11 protein-coding genes are annotated in these 15,602 nt (G+C 64.0%); 9 read left to right on the forward strand and 2 right to left on the reverse strand.

The window, feature by feature from the left end; translation table 11 throughout:
* The first annotated feature begins 8 nt into the window (after positions 1–8).
* The 6 genes from ACZ0AJ_RS01955 to ACZ0AJ_RS01980 all read left to right on the forward strand — a co-directional run bounded on the left by ACZ0AJ_RS01955 (position 9) and on the right by ACZ0AJ_RS01980 (position 9,577).
* Positions 9–1,160, forward strand: a complete 1,152-nt coding sequence (locus ACZ0AJ_RS01955; RefSeq protein WP_499453649.1) for a CmpA/NrtA family ABC transporter substrate-binding protein — start codon at positions 9–11, stop codon at positions 1,158–1,160.
* Between the two features lie 255 nt (positions 1,161–1,415).
* A complete protein-coding gene (locus tag ACZ0AJ_RS01960; RefSeq protein ID WP_499453651.1) occupies positions 1,416–2,711 on the forward strand; it encodes an MFS transporter in 1,296 nt (431 codons plus the stop codon).
* Between the two features lie 11 nt (positions 2,712–2,722).
* Complete coding sequence (gene nirB, locus ACZ0AJ_RS01965; RefSeq protein ID WP_499453653.1) at positions 2,723–5,287, forward strand: nitrite reductase large subunit NirB; 2,565 nt, start codon at positions 2,723–2,725, stop codon at positions 5,285–5,287.
* 11 nt (positions 5,288–5,298) lie between these two features.
* On the forward strand, positions 5,299–5,646 hold the full coding sequence (gene nirD, locus ACZ0AJ_RS01970; protein WP_499453655.1) for a nitrite reductase small subunit NirD: 348 nt from the start codon (positions 5,299–5,301) through the stop codon (positions 5,644–5,646).
* On the forward strand, positions 5,643–6,872 hold the full coding sequence (locus tag ACZ0AJ_RS01975; RefSeq protein WP_499453657.1) for an NAD(P)/FAD-dependent oxidoreductase: 1,230 nt from the start codon (positions 5,643–5,645) through the stop codon (positions 6,870–6,872). Before nirD ends, ACZ0AJ_RS01975 begins: the two co-directional genes overlap by 4 nt.
* Before the next feature lie 11 nt (positions 6,873–6,883).
* Positions 6,884–9,577: a molybdopterin-dependent oxidoreductase gene (locus ACZ0AJ_RS01980; RefSeq protein ID WP_499453659.1), complete on the forward strand. Its 2,694-nt coding sequence runs from the start codon at positions 6,884–6,886 to the stop codon at positions 9,575–9,577.
* On the opposite strand, the gene ACZ0AJ_RS01985 is transcribed toward ACZ0AJ_RS01980, so the two are convergent.
* Positions 9,578–10,546, reverse strand: coding sequence for a TerC family protein (locus ACZ0AJ_RS01985; protein WP_499453661.1), 969 nt, complete (start codon positions 10,544–10,546; stop codon positions 9,578–9,580).
* Between the two features lie 541 nt (positions 10,547–11,087).
* Between ACZ0AJ_RS01985 and ACZ0AJ_RS01990 the strand changes: the two genes are divergently transcribed.
* From ACZ0AJ_RS01990 to ACZ0AJ_RS02000, 3 genes are all read left to right on the forward strand, one after another.
* Positions 11,088–11,759, forward strand: a complete 672-nt coding sequence (locus tag ACZ0AJ_RS01990; RefSeq protein ID WP_499453663.1) for an HAD family hydrolase — start codon at positions 11,088–11,090, stop codon at positions 11,757–11,759.
* 5 nt (positions 11,760–11,764) lie between these two features.
* Positions 11,765–13,357 (forward strand): Na+/H+ antiporter, encoded by a 1,593-nt coding sequence (locus ACZ0AJ_RS01995; RefSeq protein ID WP_499453665.1) that lies wholly within the window; start codon positions 11,765–11,767, stop codon positions 13,355–13,357.
* A 243-nt stretch (positions 13,358–13,600) separates the two neighbouring features.
* Positions 13,601–13,969, forward strand: coding sequence for a ParB N-terminal domain-containing protein (locus tag ACZ0AJ_RS02000; protein WP_499453667.1), 369 nt, complete (start codon positions 13,601–13,603; stop codon positions 13,967–13,969).
* A 314-nt stretch (positions 13,970–14,283) separates the two neighbouring features.
* Here the strand turns inward: ACZ0AJ_RS02000 and ACZ0AJ_RS02005 are convergent, their stop codons facing one another.
* Complete coding sequence (locus tag ACZ0AJ_RS02005; RefSeq protein ID WP_499453669.1) at positions 14,284–15,525, reverse strand: PrpF domain-containing protein; 1,242 nt, start codon at positions 15,523–15,525, stop codon at positions 14,284–14,286.
* Positions 15,526–15,602: the final 77 nt, after the last annotated feature.

Consider the following 15,602-nt stretch of genomic DNA (forward strand, 5'->3'; position numbering starts at 1 on the left):
GGATATCTATGACATTGGCAGGCAAGGGCGCATGGATCGCCGGTACCGACCGTCCCGAGATCGAAACCATCCGCATCGGCTTCATGCCGCTGGCCGACTGCGCGCCTTTGGTGATGGCGTCGGTGCTGGGCTTCGATGAACTGTACGGCGTGCGCTTTGTACTGAGCCGTGAACAATCCTGGACCGGCATGCGCGAGCACCTGGTAGGCGGGCAGCTCGACGCTGCGCAGGCGCTGTATGGCATGGTCTATGGGATCCAGAACGGCATCGGCACCGGCCAGTGCGACATGGCGGTGCTGATGAACCTGAACCAGAATGGCCAGAACATCACGCTCTCGCGCACCTGGGCCGAAGCAGCCGCAGAACCGGGCGGGCTGGCGCGCCTGGTGCAGGCCGGGCAGCGCCTGACGCTCGCGCATACGTTCCCGACGGGGAACCACGCGATGTTCCTGTATTACTGGCTGGCGGCGCAGGGCGTCGATCCGTTGAAGGACTGCCGGGTGGTGACGGTGCCGCCGGGGCAGATGGCGGCCAGCCTGGCAGCCGGCCATATGGACGGCTTCTGTGCGGGCGAGCCGTGGGGCCAGCGCGCGCTGCGCGACGGCGCCGGTGTGCAGGCCGCGTCGAGCGAGCAGGTATGGCCGAACCATCCCGGCAAGGCGCTGGGAACGCGCGCCGCCTTTGCCGCGACCCACCCGAATGCCTGCCGCGCAATGATCGCTGCGCTGCTGCAGGCGGCGCGCTGGCTCGACGCCTCGCGTGCCAACCGCGAAGCGGCGGCCGAGGTGCTGGCCAGTCCCGCGTATGTCAATGCCAGCCGCGAGACGCTGCAGTATTGCCTGGCCGGCGCGGACGAAGGCGCGGCCTGGCGTGGCCACAACGGCCTGCGTTTCTACGCTGGCGGCGAAGCGAACTTCCCGTGGCTGTCGGACGGCATGTGGTTCATGACACAGCACCGCCGCTGGGGCTTGCTCCGTACCGATCCCGATTACCTGGCACTGGCGCAGCAGGTCAACCGGATCGACCTGTATCGCGAAGCGGCCGAGCGCACCGGCACGCCACTGCCTGCCACCACGCTGCGTACGTCCACGCTGATGGATGGGCGGGTCTGGGATGGCAGCGATCCGCATGCTTTCGCTCAAGACCTCGCACCGGCTTGACGCCGGTCGCGGTGCACGCCGGTGCATCATCTTGGGGAATGGTGCACCGCGATGCAGCATTCGTGATGCGCCGGTTGCCGGCCCCGCCCTGAACCGCGCGTGGCACGCCTCTTGCTGATACAGAGCACAGGATCAATGACGATCTCCTTCATATAACGCCAGCCCAACGACGGGCCGGCACCAGGACAACGGCGTCCGCAGCTTCTGCCCCAGGCAGCAGCGCGGACGCCTTTTTGTTTTCCAAGGACGAAAATCATGACCGGCAAAGCAGACAACATCAACCTCTTCTCGTTCCAGGGCGCGCCGATGCGCGCCTTCCACCTGACCTGGGTGGCCTTCTTCATTTGCTTCTTCGCGTGGTTCGCCTGCGCGCCGCTGATGCCCGTCATCAAAGGCGAATTTGGCCTGTCGATGGAGCAGATCGCCAACATCAATATTGCAGCAGTGGCGATCACGATTTTTGTCCGCCTGCTGGTCGGGCCCCTGTGCGATCGCTACGGCCCGCGCAAGACCTATACGGGCTTGCTGCTGATCGGCGCGATTCCCGTGCTGGGCGTGGCCATGGCGCAGAGCTACGAAACCTTTCTGCTGGCGCGCCTCGGCATCGGCGCGGTCGGCGCCAGCTTCGTGATCACCCAGTACCACACGTCGGTGATGTTCTCGCCGAAGGTGGTCGGCACCGCCAACGCGGCCGCTGCCGGCTGGGGCAATGCCGGCGGCGGCGCGGCGCAGGCGCTGATGCCGCTGCTGCTCACCGCCGTCGTGATGCTGGGCGTGAGCCAGTCGATGAGCTGGCGCGTGGCGCTGGTGGTCCCGGGCGTCATGATGATCATCATGGCCTTTGTGTACTGGCGCTACACGCAGGATTGCCCGGCCGGTAATTACGATGACCTGCGCAAGACCGGCAACCTGCCGGCCAGCGCCGGCAAGGGCGGCTGGGCCAGTTTCACCGAAGGCTGCCGCAACTACCGCGCCTGGCTGCTGTTCGTCACCTACGGCGCCTGCTTCGGCATCGAGATCTTCATCCACAACATCGCCGCCGTGTACTACGTCGATCATTTCGACCTGACGCTGGGCCAGGCCGGCATGGCGGCCGGCAGCTTTGGCCTGCTGGCGCTGTTCGCCCGCGCGCTGGGCGGCTGGCTGTCGGACCGCGCTGCCAGGGGCGGTGACGTCAATCGCCGCGTGACCATCCTGTTTGTCCTGATGATCGGCGAAGCACTGGGCCTGTTGTGGTTCGCGCAGGCCGACGGCGTCGTGTTCGCCGTGGTGGCCATGCTGGTGTTCGGCCTGTTCACGCACATGGCCTGCGGCGCGACCTATGCGCTGGTGCCGTTCGTGGCGCCCAAGGCGCTGGGCGGCGTGGCCGGCATCGTCGGCGCCGGCGGCAATGTCGGCGCCGTCGCCGCCGGCTTCCTGATGAAGGGTACGGGTGACATCCAGAGCACGCTCACGATCCTGAGTGGCCTGGTCGTGGTGGCCAGCCTGTGCGCGCTTGGCGCGCGCTTCGGCAGCACGTCCCGCATCCCGTCCGCAACCGTTGCAGCATAAAGGAGAACGTCATGCATATCGTCGTCATCGGCCACGGAATGGTGGGCCACAAATTTCTCGAAACGCTGGCTGCCAGCAGCATGCAGGACCCGGCGCCACCGCTGCGGGTCACGGTGCTGGGCGAAGAGCCGCGCCCGGCCTACGACCGCGTGCACCTGTCGGAATTTTTTGCCGGTAAAAGCGCGGACGATTTGTCGCTGGTCGCGCCGGGCTATTTCGAACGCGCCGAGCTGGCCGAGCGCGTGGTGCTCCGCCTGAACGCAAAGGTAGTGGCCATCGACCGCGCCGCGCAATCGGTGCTGCTGGGCGACGGCAGCGCTGTCTCCTACGATCGCCTGGTGCTGGCCACCGGCTCGTACCCGTTCGTGCCGCCGGTGCCGGGGGCCGAGCGCAAGGACTGCTTCGTGTACCGCACGATCGAAGACCTCGAGAAGATGAAGGAATGCGCCGCCCGCGGCGACGGCACGCGCCAGCGCATCGGCGTCGTCATCGGCGGTGGCCTGCTGGGCCTGGAGTGCGCCAAGGCGCTGCGCGACCTGGGTCTGCAGGCGCACGTCGTCGAATTCGCGCCGCGCCTGATGGCGGTGCAGGTCGACGATGCCGGCGCGCGCGTGCTGCGCACCCGCATCGAAGAACTGGGTGTCGGCGTCCACACCGGCAAGAACACGCTGGCCATCGTCGATGGCGACGAGACCACCCACCGCATGCAGTTCGCCGACGGCACGAGTCTGGACACCGACATGATCGTGTTCTCGGCCGGCATCCGCCCGCGCGACGAACTGGCGCGCCAGGCCGGCCTCGAACTGGGCGCGCGCGGCGGCATCGTCATCGATGGCCAGTGCCTGACGTCCGACCCGCACATCTACGCGATCGGCGAATGCGCGCTGTGGAGCGGCCAGCTGTTTGGCCTGGTGGCGCCGGGCTACGACATGGCGCGCACGGCCGCGCGCCATGTGCTGGGCGCCGAATGCGGCTTTGCCGGCGCCGACATGAGCACGAAGCTCAAGCTGATGGGCGTGGATGTGGCCAGCCTGGGCGACGCGCATGGCGTCACGCCGGGCAGCCGCAGCTACCAGTTCCTGGATGAGCGGCGCCAGACCTATCGCAAGATCGTCGTCTCGAGCTGCGGCAAGTACCTGCTTGGTGGGGTGCTGGTGGGCGACGCCGCATCGTACGGCGCGCTGTTGCAGACGATGCTCAACAAGATCGAGCTGCCCGAAGCACCGGAATACCTGATCCTGCCCGAGAGCGGCAACACCGTGCGGCCTGCGCTGGGCGTGGACAAGCTGCCGGCCACGGCGCAGGTCTGCTCGTGCAACGACATCTCGAAGGGCGCGCTGTGCGAGGCGGTGGCGGGCGGCGCCACCACGATCGGCGCGCTGAAAAGCTGCACGACGGCCGGTACGGCCTGCGGCGGCTGCGTGCCGCTCGTGACGCAGGTGCTGAACGCCGAACTCAAAAAGCTGGGCGTGGCCGTCAACAACCACCTGTGCGAACACTTTGCGTATTCGCGCCAGGAGCTGTACCACCTGGTGCGCGTGGAAGGCATCAAGGAATTCGGCGAACTGCTGGCGCGCCACGGCCGTGGCCTGGGCTGCGACGTCTGCAAGCCGACCGCCGCGAATATCCTGGCCTCGGTGTGGAACGATTTCGTGCTCAAACCGAAGCACGCCAGCCTTCAGGATTCGAACGACTACTTCCTTGGCAACATCCAGAAGGACGGCACCTACTCGGTCGTGCCACGCATGCCGGGCGGCGAAGTGACGGCCGATGGTCTGATCGCGGTGGGCATGGTGGCCAAGAAGTACGGCCTGTACACCAAGATCACGGGCGGCCAGCGGGTCGACCTGTTCGGCGCGCGCGTGGACCAGCTGCCGGCGATCTGGGAAGAGCTGATCGACGCTGGCTTCGAGTCGGGCCACGCTTACGGCAAGTCGCTGCGCACCGTGAAATCGTGCGTCGGCTCGACCTGGTGCCGCTTTGGCGTCGGCGACAGCGTGGGCTTTGCCATCGAACTGGAAAACCGCTACAAGGGCCTGCGCGCACCGCACAAGATCAAGTTCGGCGTCTCGGGCTGCACCCGCGAATGCGCCGAGGCGCAGGGCAAGGACGTGGGTCTGATCGCCACCGACAAGGGCTGGAACCTGTACGTGTGCGGCAACGGCGGCATGAAGCCGCGCCACGCGGAACTGATCGCATCGAACCTGACCGAAGCCGAGGTGGTGCGCCTGACCGACCGCTTCCTGATGTTCTACGTACGCACGGCCGAGCGCCTGCAGCGCACGTCGACCTGGCGCGAAAACCTCGAAGGGGGCCTCGAGTATTTGCGCCAAGTGGTGGTCGAGGACAGCCTGGGCATCGGCGACGAACTCGAAGCGCAGATGCAGCACGTGGTCGACACCTATGCCTGCGAATGGAAGGAAGCCATCACCAATCCGGCCGTGCGCAGCCGCTTCCGCCACTTCGTCAACAGCGCGGAAACCGACAGTAACGTGGTGTTCGTGCCCGAGCGCGGGCAGGTGCGCCCGGCCACGTTCGATGAACGCCGCCGCACGATTCCCATCGCTGTGGCTTGAGGAGAATGACCATGCATCGTGACCCCCAACTTGCCAACTGGACGGCGGTGTGCCGGCTCGACGAGATCGTTCCCGACACCGGCGTGTGCGCGCTGCTGAACGGCCGCCAGGTGGCCGTGTTCCGCGTCGGCGAACTCGAGCCGCGCGTGTTCGCCATCGATAACTACGATCCGAATTCGCAGGCCGCAGTGCTCTCGCGCGGGCTGGTGGGCAGCATCGGCGAGCGCATCGTCGTGGCCTCGCCCATCTACAAGCAGCACTTCGACCTGGCCAGCGGCGAGTGCCTGGAAGCGCCGGCGCAGTCGGTGGCGAGTTATCCGGCCCGGATCGATGGCGCCGTCGTCTGGGTCGCTGCATGAATACGACGCACAGGCCCGCGCTGGTGGTGGTCGGCAACGGCATGGCCGGGATGCGCACAGTGGAGGAACTGCTCGCGCTGGCCCCGGGCATGTACGACATCACCGTGTTCGGCGCCGAGCCGCACGTGAACTACAACCGCATCATGCTCTCGCCCGTGCTGGCGGGCGACAAGACGCAGGACGACATCGTGCTGCATTCGCGCGCGTGGTACGCCGAGCATGGCATCACGCTGCACACGGGCGACCCGGTCGTCGCCATCGACCGCCGTCGCCGCAGCGTGCGTTCGCAATCGGGCGTCGAAATGGCGTATGACCGCCTGCTGCTGGCCACCGGTTCGCAGCCATTCATCGTGCCGGTGCCGGGCGCGGACCTGCCGGGCGTGGTGGGCTTTCGCGACCTGGATGACGTCGAGACGATGCTGCAGGCGGCGCGCGACGGCCGGCACGCGGTGGTGATCGGTGGCGGGCTGCTTGGACTGGAAGCGGCCAACGGCCTGCTGCGGCGCGGGATGGACGTCACGGTCGTGCACCTGACCGGCAGCCTGCTGAACCAGCAGCTCGATGGCGATGCGTCGCTGCTGCTCAAGGGCGCGCTCGAGCAGCGCGGCTTGCGCATCCTGCTCGGCGTGCAGACCGAGGCCATCCTGGGTGACGGCAAGGTGGCTTCGGTGCGCCTCTCGAACGGCGTCATGCTGCCGGCCGACCTGGTGGTGATGGCGGCCGGCGTGCGCCCGAACGTGGCGCTGGCGCGCGCGGCCGGCCTGCATGTCGAGCGCGCGATCGTCGTTGACGACACGCTGCAAAGCTACGACCCGCGCGTGTATGCGGTGGGCGAATGTGTCCAGCACCGCCGTGCGATCTTCGGCCTGGTCGCGCCGATCTGGGAACAGGCGCGCGTCTGTGCGGCGCACCTGGCCGGCTTCGGTCACCGCCGCTACGTGCAGCAGGCCGTGGCCACCAAACTCAAGGTGACGGGGATTGACCTGTACTCGGCCGGCGACATCGTCGGCGGTCCGGGCACGCAAGACCTGGTGCTGCGCGACCGCCGCGCCGGCATGTACAAGCGCCTGGTCCTTGACGGCAATCGCCTCACGGGCGCCGTCCTGTATGGGGACGTGGCCGACGGCCCCTGGTATTTCGACCTGATCGGGCGCGGCGTCGACATCTCGGCGCTGCGCGATCGCCTGTTGTTCGGCCCTGCGTTGTGCGACGCGCAGGCCGCCTAGAAAGCTATCCCATGACCATCCCGATCCACGCTGTGCGTACCACCTGTCCCTACTGCGGCGTCGGCTGCGGCGTGAAAGCGACCGCGCTGCCCGGTGGCGGCGCGACGATCGAAGGCGACCCTGAACACACCGCCAACCGCGGCCGCCTGTGCGTGAAAGGCTCGGCGCTGGGCGAGACGCTCGATCTGAACGGCCGCCTGCTGCATCCGGCCGTGCGGAAGAAAGGGGCGCTGGTGCGCGCCAGCTGGGACGAGGCACTGGATACCGTGGCGGCCGGCTTCGCCCGCATCATCGCCGAGCACGGGCCGGACGCCGTGGCGCTGTACGTGTCGGGCCAGATCCTGACCGAGGATTACTACGTCGCCAACAAGTTCATGAAGGGGTATGTCGGCAGCGCCAATATCGATACCAACTCGCGCCTGTGCATGTCGTCCGCCGTGGCCGGCCACAAGCGCGCCTTTGGTGAAGACGTGGTGCCGGGCTGCTACGAGGACTTCGAACTGGCCGACGTGATCGTGCTGGTCGGCTCGAACGCGGCCTGGTGCCATCCGACGCTGTTCCAGCGCATCGTGAGCGCCAAGGAAGCGCGTCCCGCCATGCAGATCGTCGTGCTCGACCCGCGCCGCACGGCCACCTGCGAGCTGGCGGACCTGCACCTGGCTTTGAAACCCGGTAGCGACGTGGCGCTGTTTAACGGTTTGCTGGCGCACCTGGCGCGCAGCGATGCGTTCGATGCCGACTACGTCGCAGCGCACACGACCGGCCTGGATGCGGCGCTCGATGTCGCCAACGCAGGCGACGACGTGGCGCGTGTCTGCGGCCTCGATCCGGATGACCTGCAGGCGTTCTATGACCTGTTCGCCCGCACCGACAAAGTGGTTACTGCATTCTCGATGGGCGTGAACCAGTCCAGCAGCGGCACCGACAAGGTCAACGCGATCATCAACTGCCACCTGGCCACCGGCCGCATCGGCCGTCCCGGCATGGGGCCGTTCTCACTGACCGGCCAGCCCAATGCGATGGGCGGGCGCGAAGTGGGCGGCCTGGCCAATATGCTGGCGGCTCACCTGGACCTGGACAACCCCGGGCACCGCGACGCCGTGCGCACGTTCTGGGATGCGCCGCGCATCGCCGAGAAGCCGGGCCTGAAGGCCGTGGACCTGTTCCGCGCGATTGAAGCGGGGGGCGTCAAAGCGGTGTGGATCATGGCGACCAATCCGGTCGTGAGCATGCCGGACGCCGACCAGGTGCGACGTGCGCTGGCGGCCTGCGAACTGGTGGTGGTGTCGGACGTCATGGCCAGCACCGACCTGGCGCCGTATGCGCATGTGGCGCTGCCGGCGCTGGCCTGGGGTGAGAAGGATGGCACGGTCACCAATTCCGAACGCTGCATTTCGCGCCAGCGCGCCTTTTTGCCGGCGCCGGGCGAGGCGAGGGCGGACTGGCGCGCGCTGTGCGATGTCGCGCAGCGCATGGGCTACGCCGGGTTCGACTTCGACAGCGCGCATGCGATCTTCGACGAACACGCGCGCCTGTCGGCCTGGAAGAATGACGACGATGGCCACCGCCGCGCGTTCCGGCTCGATCCGCTGGTGGGCATGCGCCGCGCCGCGTATGACGCGCTGCAACCGGTACAGTGGCCGGTGAACGCGGCGGGGGAGGGCACCGCGCGCCTGTTTGGCAGCGGCGGCTTTTCTTACCCGGACCGCAAGGCGCGCTTCATCGCGACGGGCGTGCGCGCACCGGCCAACCTGCCTTGCAGCGAATTCCCGCTGGTGCTCAACACGGGGCGCCTGCGCGACCAGTGGCACACGATGACGCGCACCGGCAAGTCCCCGCGCCTGGCCGGCCACGCGGCCGAGCCGTTCGTCGACCTGCACCCGCACGATGCGCTGCTGGCCGGCGTGCGCGAGGGTGAGCTGGCCCGCATCAGTTCACGCTGGGGCGCGATGGTGGCGCGCGTGACACATGGCGGCGGTATCGCGCGCGGCGCTGCATTCGTGCCGATCCACTGGAACGGCCAGACGGCGTCCGATGCGCGGGTGGGGGCGCTGGTCAATCCGGCCGTCGACCCGGTCTCGGGTGAGCCCGAATTCAAGCACACCCCGGTGCGGATCGAGCCGTTCGGCGTGGCCTGGTATGGGTTCATCATGAGCCGGCACGATCTCGGCCTTGAGGGGGTGGCCCACTGGACGCGCGTGCGCGGCAGCGGCTTCATTCGCTATGAGCTGGCCGGACGTGCACCGGTCACGCCCGACATGGCGCGCGCGCTGCTGGGAGGCGGCGAAGAAGCCGATGCCGACGCCGACTGGATCGAGTACCAGGACCAGTCGGCAGGCACGTTGCGCGCGGCGCTGCTGGTCGACGGCCGTCTGGAAGCGTGCCTGTTCGTGGCTCGCGTGCCCGATCTGCCGGCGCGCGCATGGCTGGGCGGTCTGTTCGCCGCCCCCGAACTGGGCCCGCGCGAACGGGCCACGCTGCTGGCCGGCCGCGCCGTGCAAGCCGGGCCCGATCCGGGGCCAACGGTCTGCTCGTGCTTCGGCGTTGGCCGCAACACGATCTGCGCCGCGATCCGGGCCGGCGACTTGCAGACGCCAGGCCAGGTGACGGCCTGCCTGAAGGCGGGCGGCAACTGCGGCTCGTGCATCCCCGAGATCAAGTCGCTGCTGCACGAGGTGCGCTTCGCCGCTGCTGCCGCCGCGTGATCAGCCCGGCGGCGTCTTCGGGACGGGTTTGGATGTGAGCAGACTGGCCACCACCGACCCGGCCAGGATCACGCCGACCACCCCCAGCGCGATGCCGGTCGGGATCTTGTAGATATCGAGCAGCAGCATCTTGATGCCGATGAAGATCAGGATCCCCGCCAGGCCATATTTGAGCAGATGGAAGCGGTCCGCCATGTCGGCCAGCAGGAAGTACATCGCGCGCAGGCCAAGGATGGCGAACACGTTCGACGTGAACACGATGAACGGGTCGCTCGTGACGGCGAAGATCGCCGGAATCGAATCGACCGCGAAGATCAGGTCCGTGATCTCGACCATGATCAGCACCACGAACATCGGCGTGGCATAGCGCAGGCCGTCGCGCATGATGAAGAACTTTTCGCCGTGGTATTCGTCGGTGATCCGCATATGCCCGCGCAGCCATTTGAGCACCTTGTTGTCGGCCAGGTCGGGTTCGCTGTCGGCCGAGATCAGCATCTGGATACCGGTGTAGAGCAGGAACAGCCCGAAGATGTAGAGGATCCAGTGGAACTGGGCCAGCAGGATCGCGCCCAGATAAATCAGGATCGCGCGCAGCACGATCGCGCCCAGCACGCCATACAGCAGCACGCGCTTCTGGTATTGCGGCGGCACGCCGAAAAAGCCGAACAGGGTGATCCAGACGAACACATTGTCGACCGCCAGTGACTTTTCGATCAGGTAACCGGTGAGGTATTCAAGGGATTTGGCCTTGGCCACGACCGGGCCGGCAATGCCTTCCAGATACCAATAGAACCAGCCACCGAAGGCCAGCGCCACCGAGATCCAGATCAGCGACCAGATGGCCGCTTCTTTGGTGCTGACCTTGTGATCGCCCGACGTTTTCAGGCCAAAGAAGTCGATGGCCAGCATGACGACGACGAACGCGGTAAAGGAGAGATAGAGCGTGGGTGTGCCGACCGATTCGAGCATGTGTCCTCCGTGGAGTGGCAGTGGCCGCTGGTGGGGGCGTGCTGACTGGCACGCGCTGTCATTACAGCATGAATTTTATGGAAATGCTACATGCATGAAAGTCCTTGATGCGGGCTTTTGATGACGGTGGCGGCAAGAGAAACAGCTGCTGGTTGCGGCTGTATCGGACAAGGTGTCGGGGGACACAGAATGTAACCCCGGATCGAACCACTGCCGACGTTGCGCGATTCCCAGTCGGTACGCAAATCACTTCAAGTCGACATTAAAACGATCAGTTTGATTCAAGCTATTACTCGGAGGGTATATCGCTTGCGACCGATTTTCTGCGTTGTCAGAAATGGCTCATCCAGTTTATCTGCAGTGCTGTCCGGTGAATCTTCCCGTTTGATCAACAGCGCGACAACACCGGGCAAGCAAGTGCAAACTAGCTAACAACTGCACCAGGCATTTGCCCGCGATCCGAACGACGCGGATTTGCCTGTTATTCAGGCTAATTAGTAGCTATGAATTAACATTAAATACTCCATTTCAATTAATAAATATGATGAATCAAATCGCACTAAAAGCTGTTTTGTTTGACATTGACGGCACGCTTATCGATAGCAATGATGCCCATACGCAAGCGTGGATGCAAACTCTTGAACGGCATGGCCATGTAGTCAGTTACGAGCAGATAAGGAGTTTGATCGGTAAAGGATCGGACAAGGTTTTTGCTGAGCTACTTGACATCGACTCAGAATCGGCTCTGGCGAAACAGATTGCAAAAGACCGCACGCAGTTATTGCTGAGCAGCTTTATGGGGAACCTGAACCCGACACCCGGCGCCCGGCTGTTGGTGCAGCACATGAGGTCCGAAGGTCTGCGTCTGGTCATTGCATCGTCCAGCGGCGAAGAGCTACCGGCATTACTCGCGCAGGCCGGCCTGCAGGACTTGCTCGACACATCGGTCTCTTCGGATGAGATAAAGGAGTCCAAACCCGACGGTGACATCATCGAAGTTGCCTTGCAAAAGGCCGGCGTGCATCCCAGCGAGGCCGTGATGATTGGCGACACGCCCTACGATATTGCGGCGGCCAAGGCAGCCGGCGTCAAGTGCATTGCACTGCGCTGCGGCGGGTACTGGGACGATGCAGCGTTGTCCGAAGCCTTCGCCATCTTCGATGATCCCGCAACATTATTGCGTCACTGGCCCGACTCGATGCTGGCAGGCTGAATTCGATGGCGAATTTCGAAATTCTTCTTAGCCTGGTGGCATTCTGCGTCGTGCTTGCGATCGTGGCACAGCGCCTGGATTTGCCGGTGGCGATCCCCCTGGTATTGGGCGGCATGGGTCTCGCTCTGATACCAGGTTTGCCTGCGGTCGAGCTGGATCCGGAGCTTGCACTGGCCCTGTTTCTGCCCCCGCTCCTGCAGGTCAGTGCCTACCGCACAGATTGGCCTGCGTTCCGTTCGAACCTTCGGCCCATTCTTTTACTGGCTATCGGCGCCGTTCTCTTTACGACAGCTGCAGTCGCCGTTGTGGCGCACTGGCTGGTGCCCGGACTTCCCTGGTGGGCTGCAGCAGCACTCGGTGCCATCGTGGCGCCGCCCGACGCTGTTGCCGCCAGCTCGGTTCTGAAGAAATTTAACCTGCCCAAGCGGATCGTCACCGTCCTGGAAGGCGAAAGCCTGATCAACGATGCGTCGTCACTAGTCCTCTACCGTTTCGCTGTCGCGGCAGTAGCGGCGAGCTCGGTGAGCTATTCGAGCGGCCTGTTTCAGTTTTTTGGCATGGGCATCGGCGGAATCATCATCGGCTGGTTGACCGGTCGTTTGGCGATGTGGGTGTTCAGCAAGGTCGATGACACGATGCTCGACATCACGATCAGCATTCTGGCGGGCTTTGCAGCCTACCTGAGCGCTGAGGCACTGCACGCTTCGGGCGTGTTAGGCGCGGTAGTTTGTGGTCTCGTCCTGGGCCGGAAACAGCATGCGGAATTCACAGCCCGTACCCGATTGGAGCTCCACGCAGTCTGGAATTTCATCGAGTTCCTGCTTGCCAGCTTGATCTTCATGCTGATCGGACTTCAGATGCGGGGCATCGTTGAACGGCTTGCAAGTGAGAGTGCCACGGCGCTTACCTCGCTTGCATTGCTCGCACTTGCCGTGTCTGTGACCCTTATTGTCAGTCGTTTCATTTGGGTGTTCATGACAGGCTGGCTGCCAGGCGCGTTCTCCCGGAGCGAGGCAGCGCAGTCGACGCGTCCCCTCTGGACGCACCATGCGGTCGTGTCCTGGGCCGGGATGCGAGGGGTGGTCAGCCTGGCGGCGGCACTTGCATTGCCGGCCAACTTTCCCGCGCGAGATGTCATCGTTTTCCTGGCGTTTTGTGCGATTTTTGCGACGCTTATTGTTCAGGGCACCACGCTTGGCTGGCTGGTCCGGAAACTCGAAGTGATCGAGCCGGAGAAGGACGCTGCTGAACCAGCGGAAGCACTGGCCAGAGCAGAGATTGCTGACGCCGCGCTTGATGTAGTCAAGGAACACCTCGAGCCAGACGCCAGCCCGGAGCATTCAACTGCAGCGTCTGCACTCGTTGACGAATACGAAGCCAGGGCTGAACGGGCAGCTGACGAGAAAGAAGCTGAATCGCCTGAAAACGCCGAGCAGTTCAATGCGCAAAGACGCTTGCGGCTGGTGGCAATTGAAGCAGCCCGAGAAAAGCTGTCCGAGCACACAGATCAAGTCGATGCGCAGACGCACCGCTCACTGGCAAACGAACTGGACCTGGAGGAGCAGCAAATCAGAAGCGCAATGAGCAAATCCAGCTAACTCGTCAGTGTCAGCCTGCACTACGCAAAGCTTTAATACAGGGGATATATTGAAGCTTTTGCGATCGCCAGCGGCGCCACTTGCACCTTGACGAGTTACTGCGTTTAACAAAATGCGTTGTACGTCATCACGAGGAGCTTTGCTGCCATCAAGCAGGGGAGGTGCCTTCAAAACTTTTAATAGAGTAAGTTAATTATTCTGTCTTCGCCATCTTGCGTAGTTGACCAATTACCGACATGGGTCATGCAAAAAACGAAAATTAACCGGCTGAGCAGCCCTGTCGACAACGACTATATTTCGGCAGAAAGGTATTTGAGTTTGTTGTTTAAACCACGTAAATGTCGCAGGCTGTTGCAGAAATTGCGCGCCGCGCCGATGTCAGAATATCCGGCCAAAGATATTTGGCGCGCCTCCCACACGGCGATGTCCGAAGTCGCTGCCTTTGACTGGTCCCACCATCAGCAGCAAATTCGCGATGGTGAGGCGCTCGGTCCCATCCTGATCGTGCGACAGAACGACGGCTCAGGCTTGATCATTGCGGATGGCTTTCACCGCATGTGTGCCCTTTTTACCGAAGATGAGCTGATCAAGGTTCCGTGCAAGATTGCCTGAACCTGGGCAGTCTTAAGGCGAATAAGAAACGGCGTTGTTGTCGTTCAGGGTCATCGTTCAGGGTCAGCGTTCAGGGTCAGGTCTGACATTTGGACACGGACTCTAACGTCGTCAAACGTGTTCGCCTTCCTACGCCATTGCTGAGGAAGGATGGGCTCGTTCCGGACACCGTCGCCTAAAACTGGAAATAGATGAAAACGTCAACTCTGAACGAACTGGAATTGTGCAACGCTGAGGCCGTGTCCAAATGTCAGACCTGACCCCCGCTTTGTGCAATATCTACGCGACATAATGAGCGGGCGCGCGTGAAATGCTCAAGGAAATACATGGGGGCTGAATGCGGACAAGGCATCCGTAAGCTGTGGCGATGCGCGGTAGAGCGGCACGTAACCACGCAGCAGAATTTGCGTGCTGCGCCGATACGCAGCGCTTTGCACGTGGATTCCATCGTCATCATGTTTCACGACGACAGTGGCGTCCAGGATTCCGGCCGGGTTTTCGATGGAGACGCCGATATCGGCGAACGTCCCCGTCGTTGCTGCCAGGCCGTGCGCCACTTGCTGCGCGACCGAGCCGGGGATCAGCGCCGCGGCCGCGAGGCAGCAACCGCCGGACACTGCCATCGATCCATGCCCAGCCTGTGGCGTGAAATAGCGCACCGCGATGTTGCCGCCTGCCCGCGGCGGCGCGACGAGGCAGATCTTCGGGATCGTTTCGCTGCGTTCCAGTTCGGCTGCCGTCATCAAGCTGCCATCACGGCGGGTCAGGCCCATGCGCAGGCCAGCTTCCACCCACACGGCGCGCAGGCGCGCCTTGAACACCGGGTCCGCATCGAACTCGCGAACCGGTTCGTACCCCGTCTTGCCGAATTCGCTGGCGGCGCAGATAACCATCGGAACTGCCACGTCAACGCACGACACGTGCACGCCATCGATGAGGTCGATCACCGCGCCGGTCGGCAGCAGCTTGCCGGTTTTCGAGCCGGTTGGCGCTTGCATGAACAGGTCGACGGCAGGATAGGCGCCATCGACGCCGGGTATGTCGGCGTCAAGGAAACGCCCGTCGGCGAAACGTTCCATCCGGGACACCGTGACCACGCCGGTATTCGTATTGCAGATCCGCACCTCGGTCTTCCCCGCGCCTGGCACAACGATCAAGCCCATGTCGATGGCCCACAGCTGCAGCGCCGAGGACATATTGCCGCAGTTGACGCTCCAATCAACGCCGTCGTGATCGCTTGCGAGTTGGGCCAGGGTACTGACGATGACGGGCGCACCGTTCTCGGTTGCCGTATCCGCGAAAAACACTTTATTGCTGGTTGGCCCGCCGCGGCCGAGGCCGGTGATCTGCTTGTTGTTCTCGTTCGTCCCCGCAAGCGGTGCGCCCATCAGATGGCGCAGCAATTCTTCTTTGAGGTGGGGGTCAAGGGGTGCGCTGGCCGCCCACAGCACGAGCCCGGTCGAAGTTCCGCCGCGCATATGGTGCACAGGAAATTCAATGACACCGTTCTGCAGACGTGGACGAAAGGCGTCGTGAAGAGACGAAGCGGTCGGCATTGGCAACTCCAATGGCAAACGCCGATTATCGCATGCAGAACGCCGTCTGCCGGCATGGCGCCGGCAGACGACATGGC

This window comes from Telluria sp. AC161, assembly GCF_979258535.1.

What these genes read in the sequence shown, in the direction of transcription:
- ACZ0AJ_RS01955 (WP_499453649.1), top strand. Translation starts at nt 9, where the DNA reads ATGACATTGGCAGGCAAGGGCGCATGGATCGCCGGTACCGACCGTCCC.
- ACZ0AJ_RS01960 (WP_499453651.1), top strand. Translation starts at nt 1,416, where the DNA reads ATGACCGGCAAAGCAGACAACATCAACCTCTTCTCGTTCCAGGGCGCG.
- nirB (WP_499453653.1), top strand. Translation starts at nt 2,723, where the DNA reads ATGCATATCGTCGTCATCGGCCACGGAATGGTGGGCCACAAATTTCTC.
- nirD (WP_499453655.1), top strand. Translation starts at nt 5,299, where the DNA reads ATGCATCGTGACCCCCAACTTGCCAACTGGACGGCGGTGTGCCGGCTC.
- ACZ0AJ_RS01975 (WP_499453657.1), top strand. Translation starts at nt 5,643, where the DNA reads ATGAATACGACGCACAGGCCCGCGCTGGTGGTGGTCGGCAACGGCATG.
- ACZ0AJ_RS01980 (WP_499453659.1), top strand. Translation starts at nt 6,884, where the DNA reads ATGACCATCCCGATCCACGCTGTGCGTACCACCTGTCCCTACTGCGGC.
- ACZ0AJ_RS01985 (WP_499453661.1), bottom strand. Translation starts at nt 10,546, where the DNA reads ATGCTCGAATCGGTCGGCACACCCACGCTCTATCTCTCCTTTACCGCG.
- ACZ0AJ_RS01990 (WP_499453663.1), top strand. Translation starts at nt 11,088, where the DNA reads ATGATGAATCAAATCGCACTAAAAGCTGTTTTGTTTGACATTGACGGC.
- ACZ0AJ_RS01995 (WP_499453665.1), top strand. Translation starts at nt 11,765, where the DNA reads ATGGCGAATTTCGAAATTCTTCTTAGCCTGGTGGCATTCTGCGTCGTG.
- ACZ0AJ_RS02000 (WP_499453667.1), top strand. Translation starts at nt 13,601, where the DNA reads ATGCAAAAAACGAAAATTAACCGGCTGAGCAGCCCTGTCGACAACGAC.
- ACZ0AJ_RS02005 (WP_499453669.1), bottom strand. Translation starts at nt 15,525, where the DNA reads ATGCCGACCGCTTCGTCTCTTCACGACGCCTTTCGTCCACGTCTGCAG.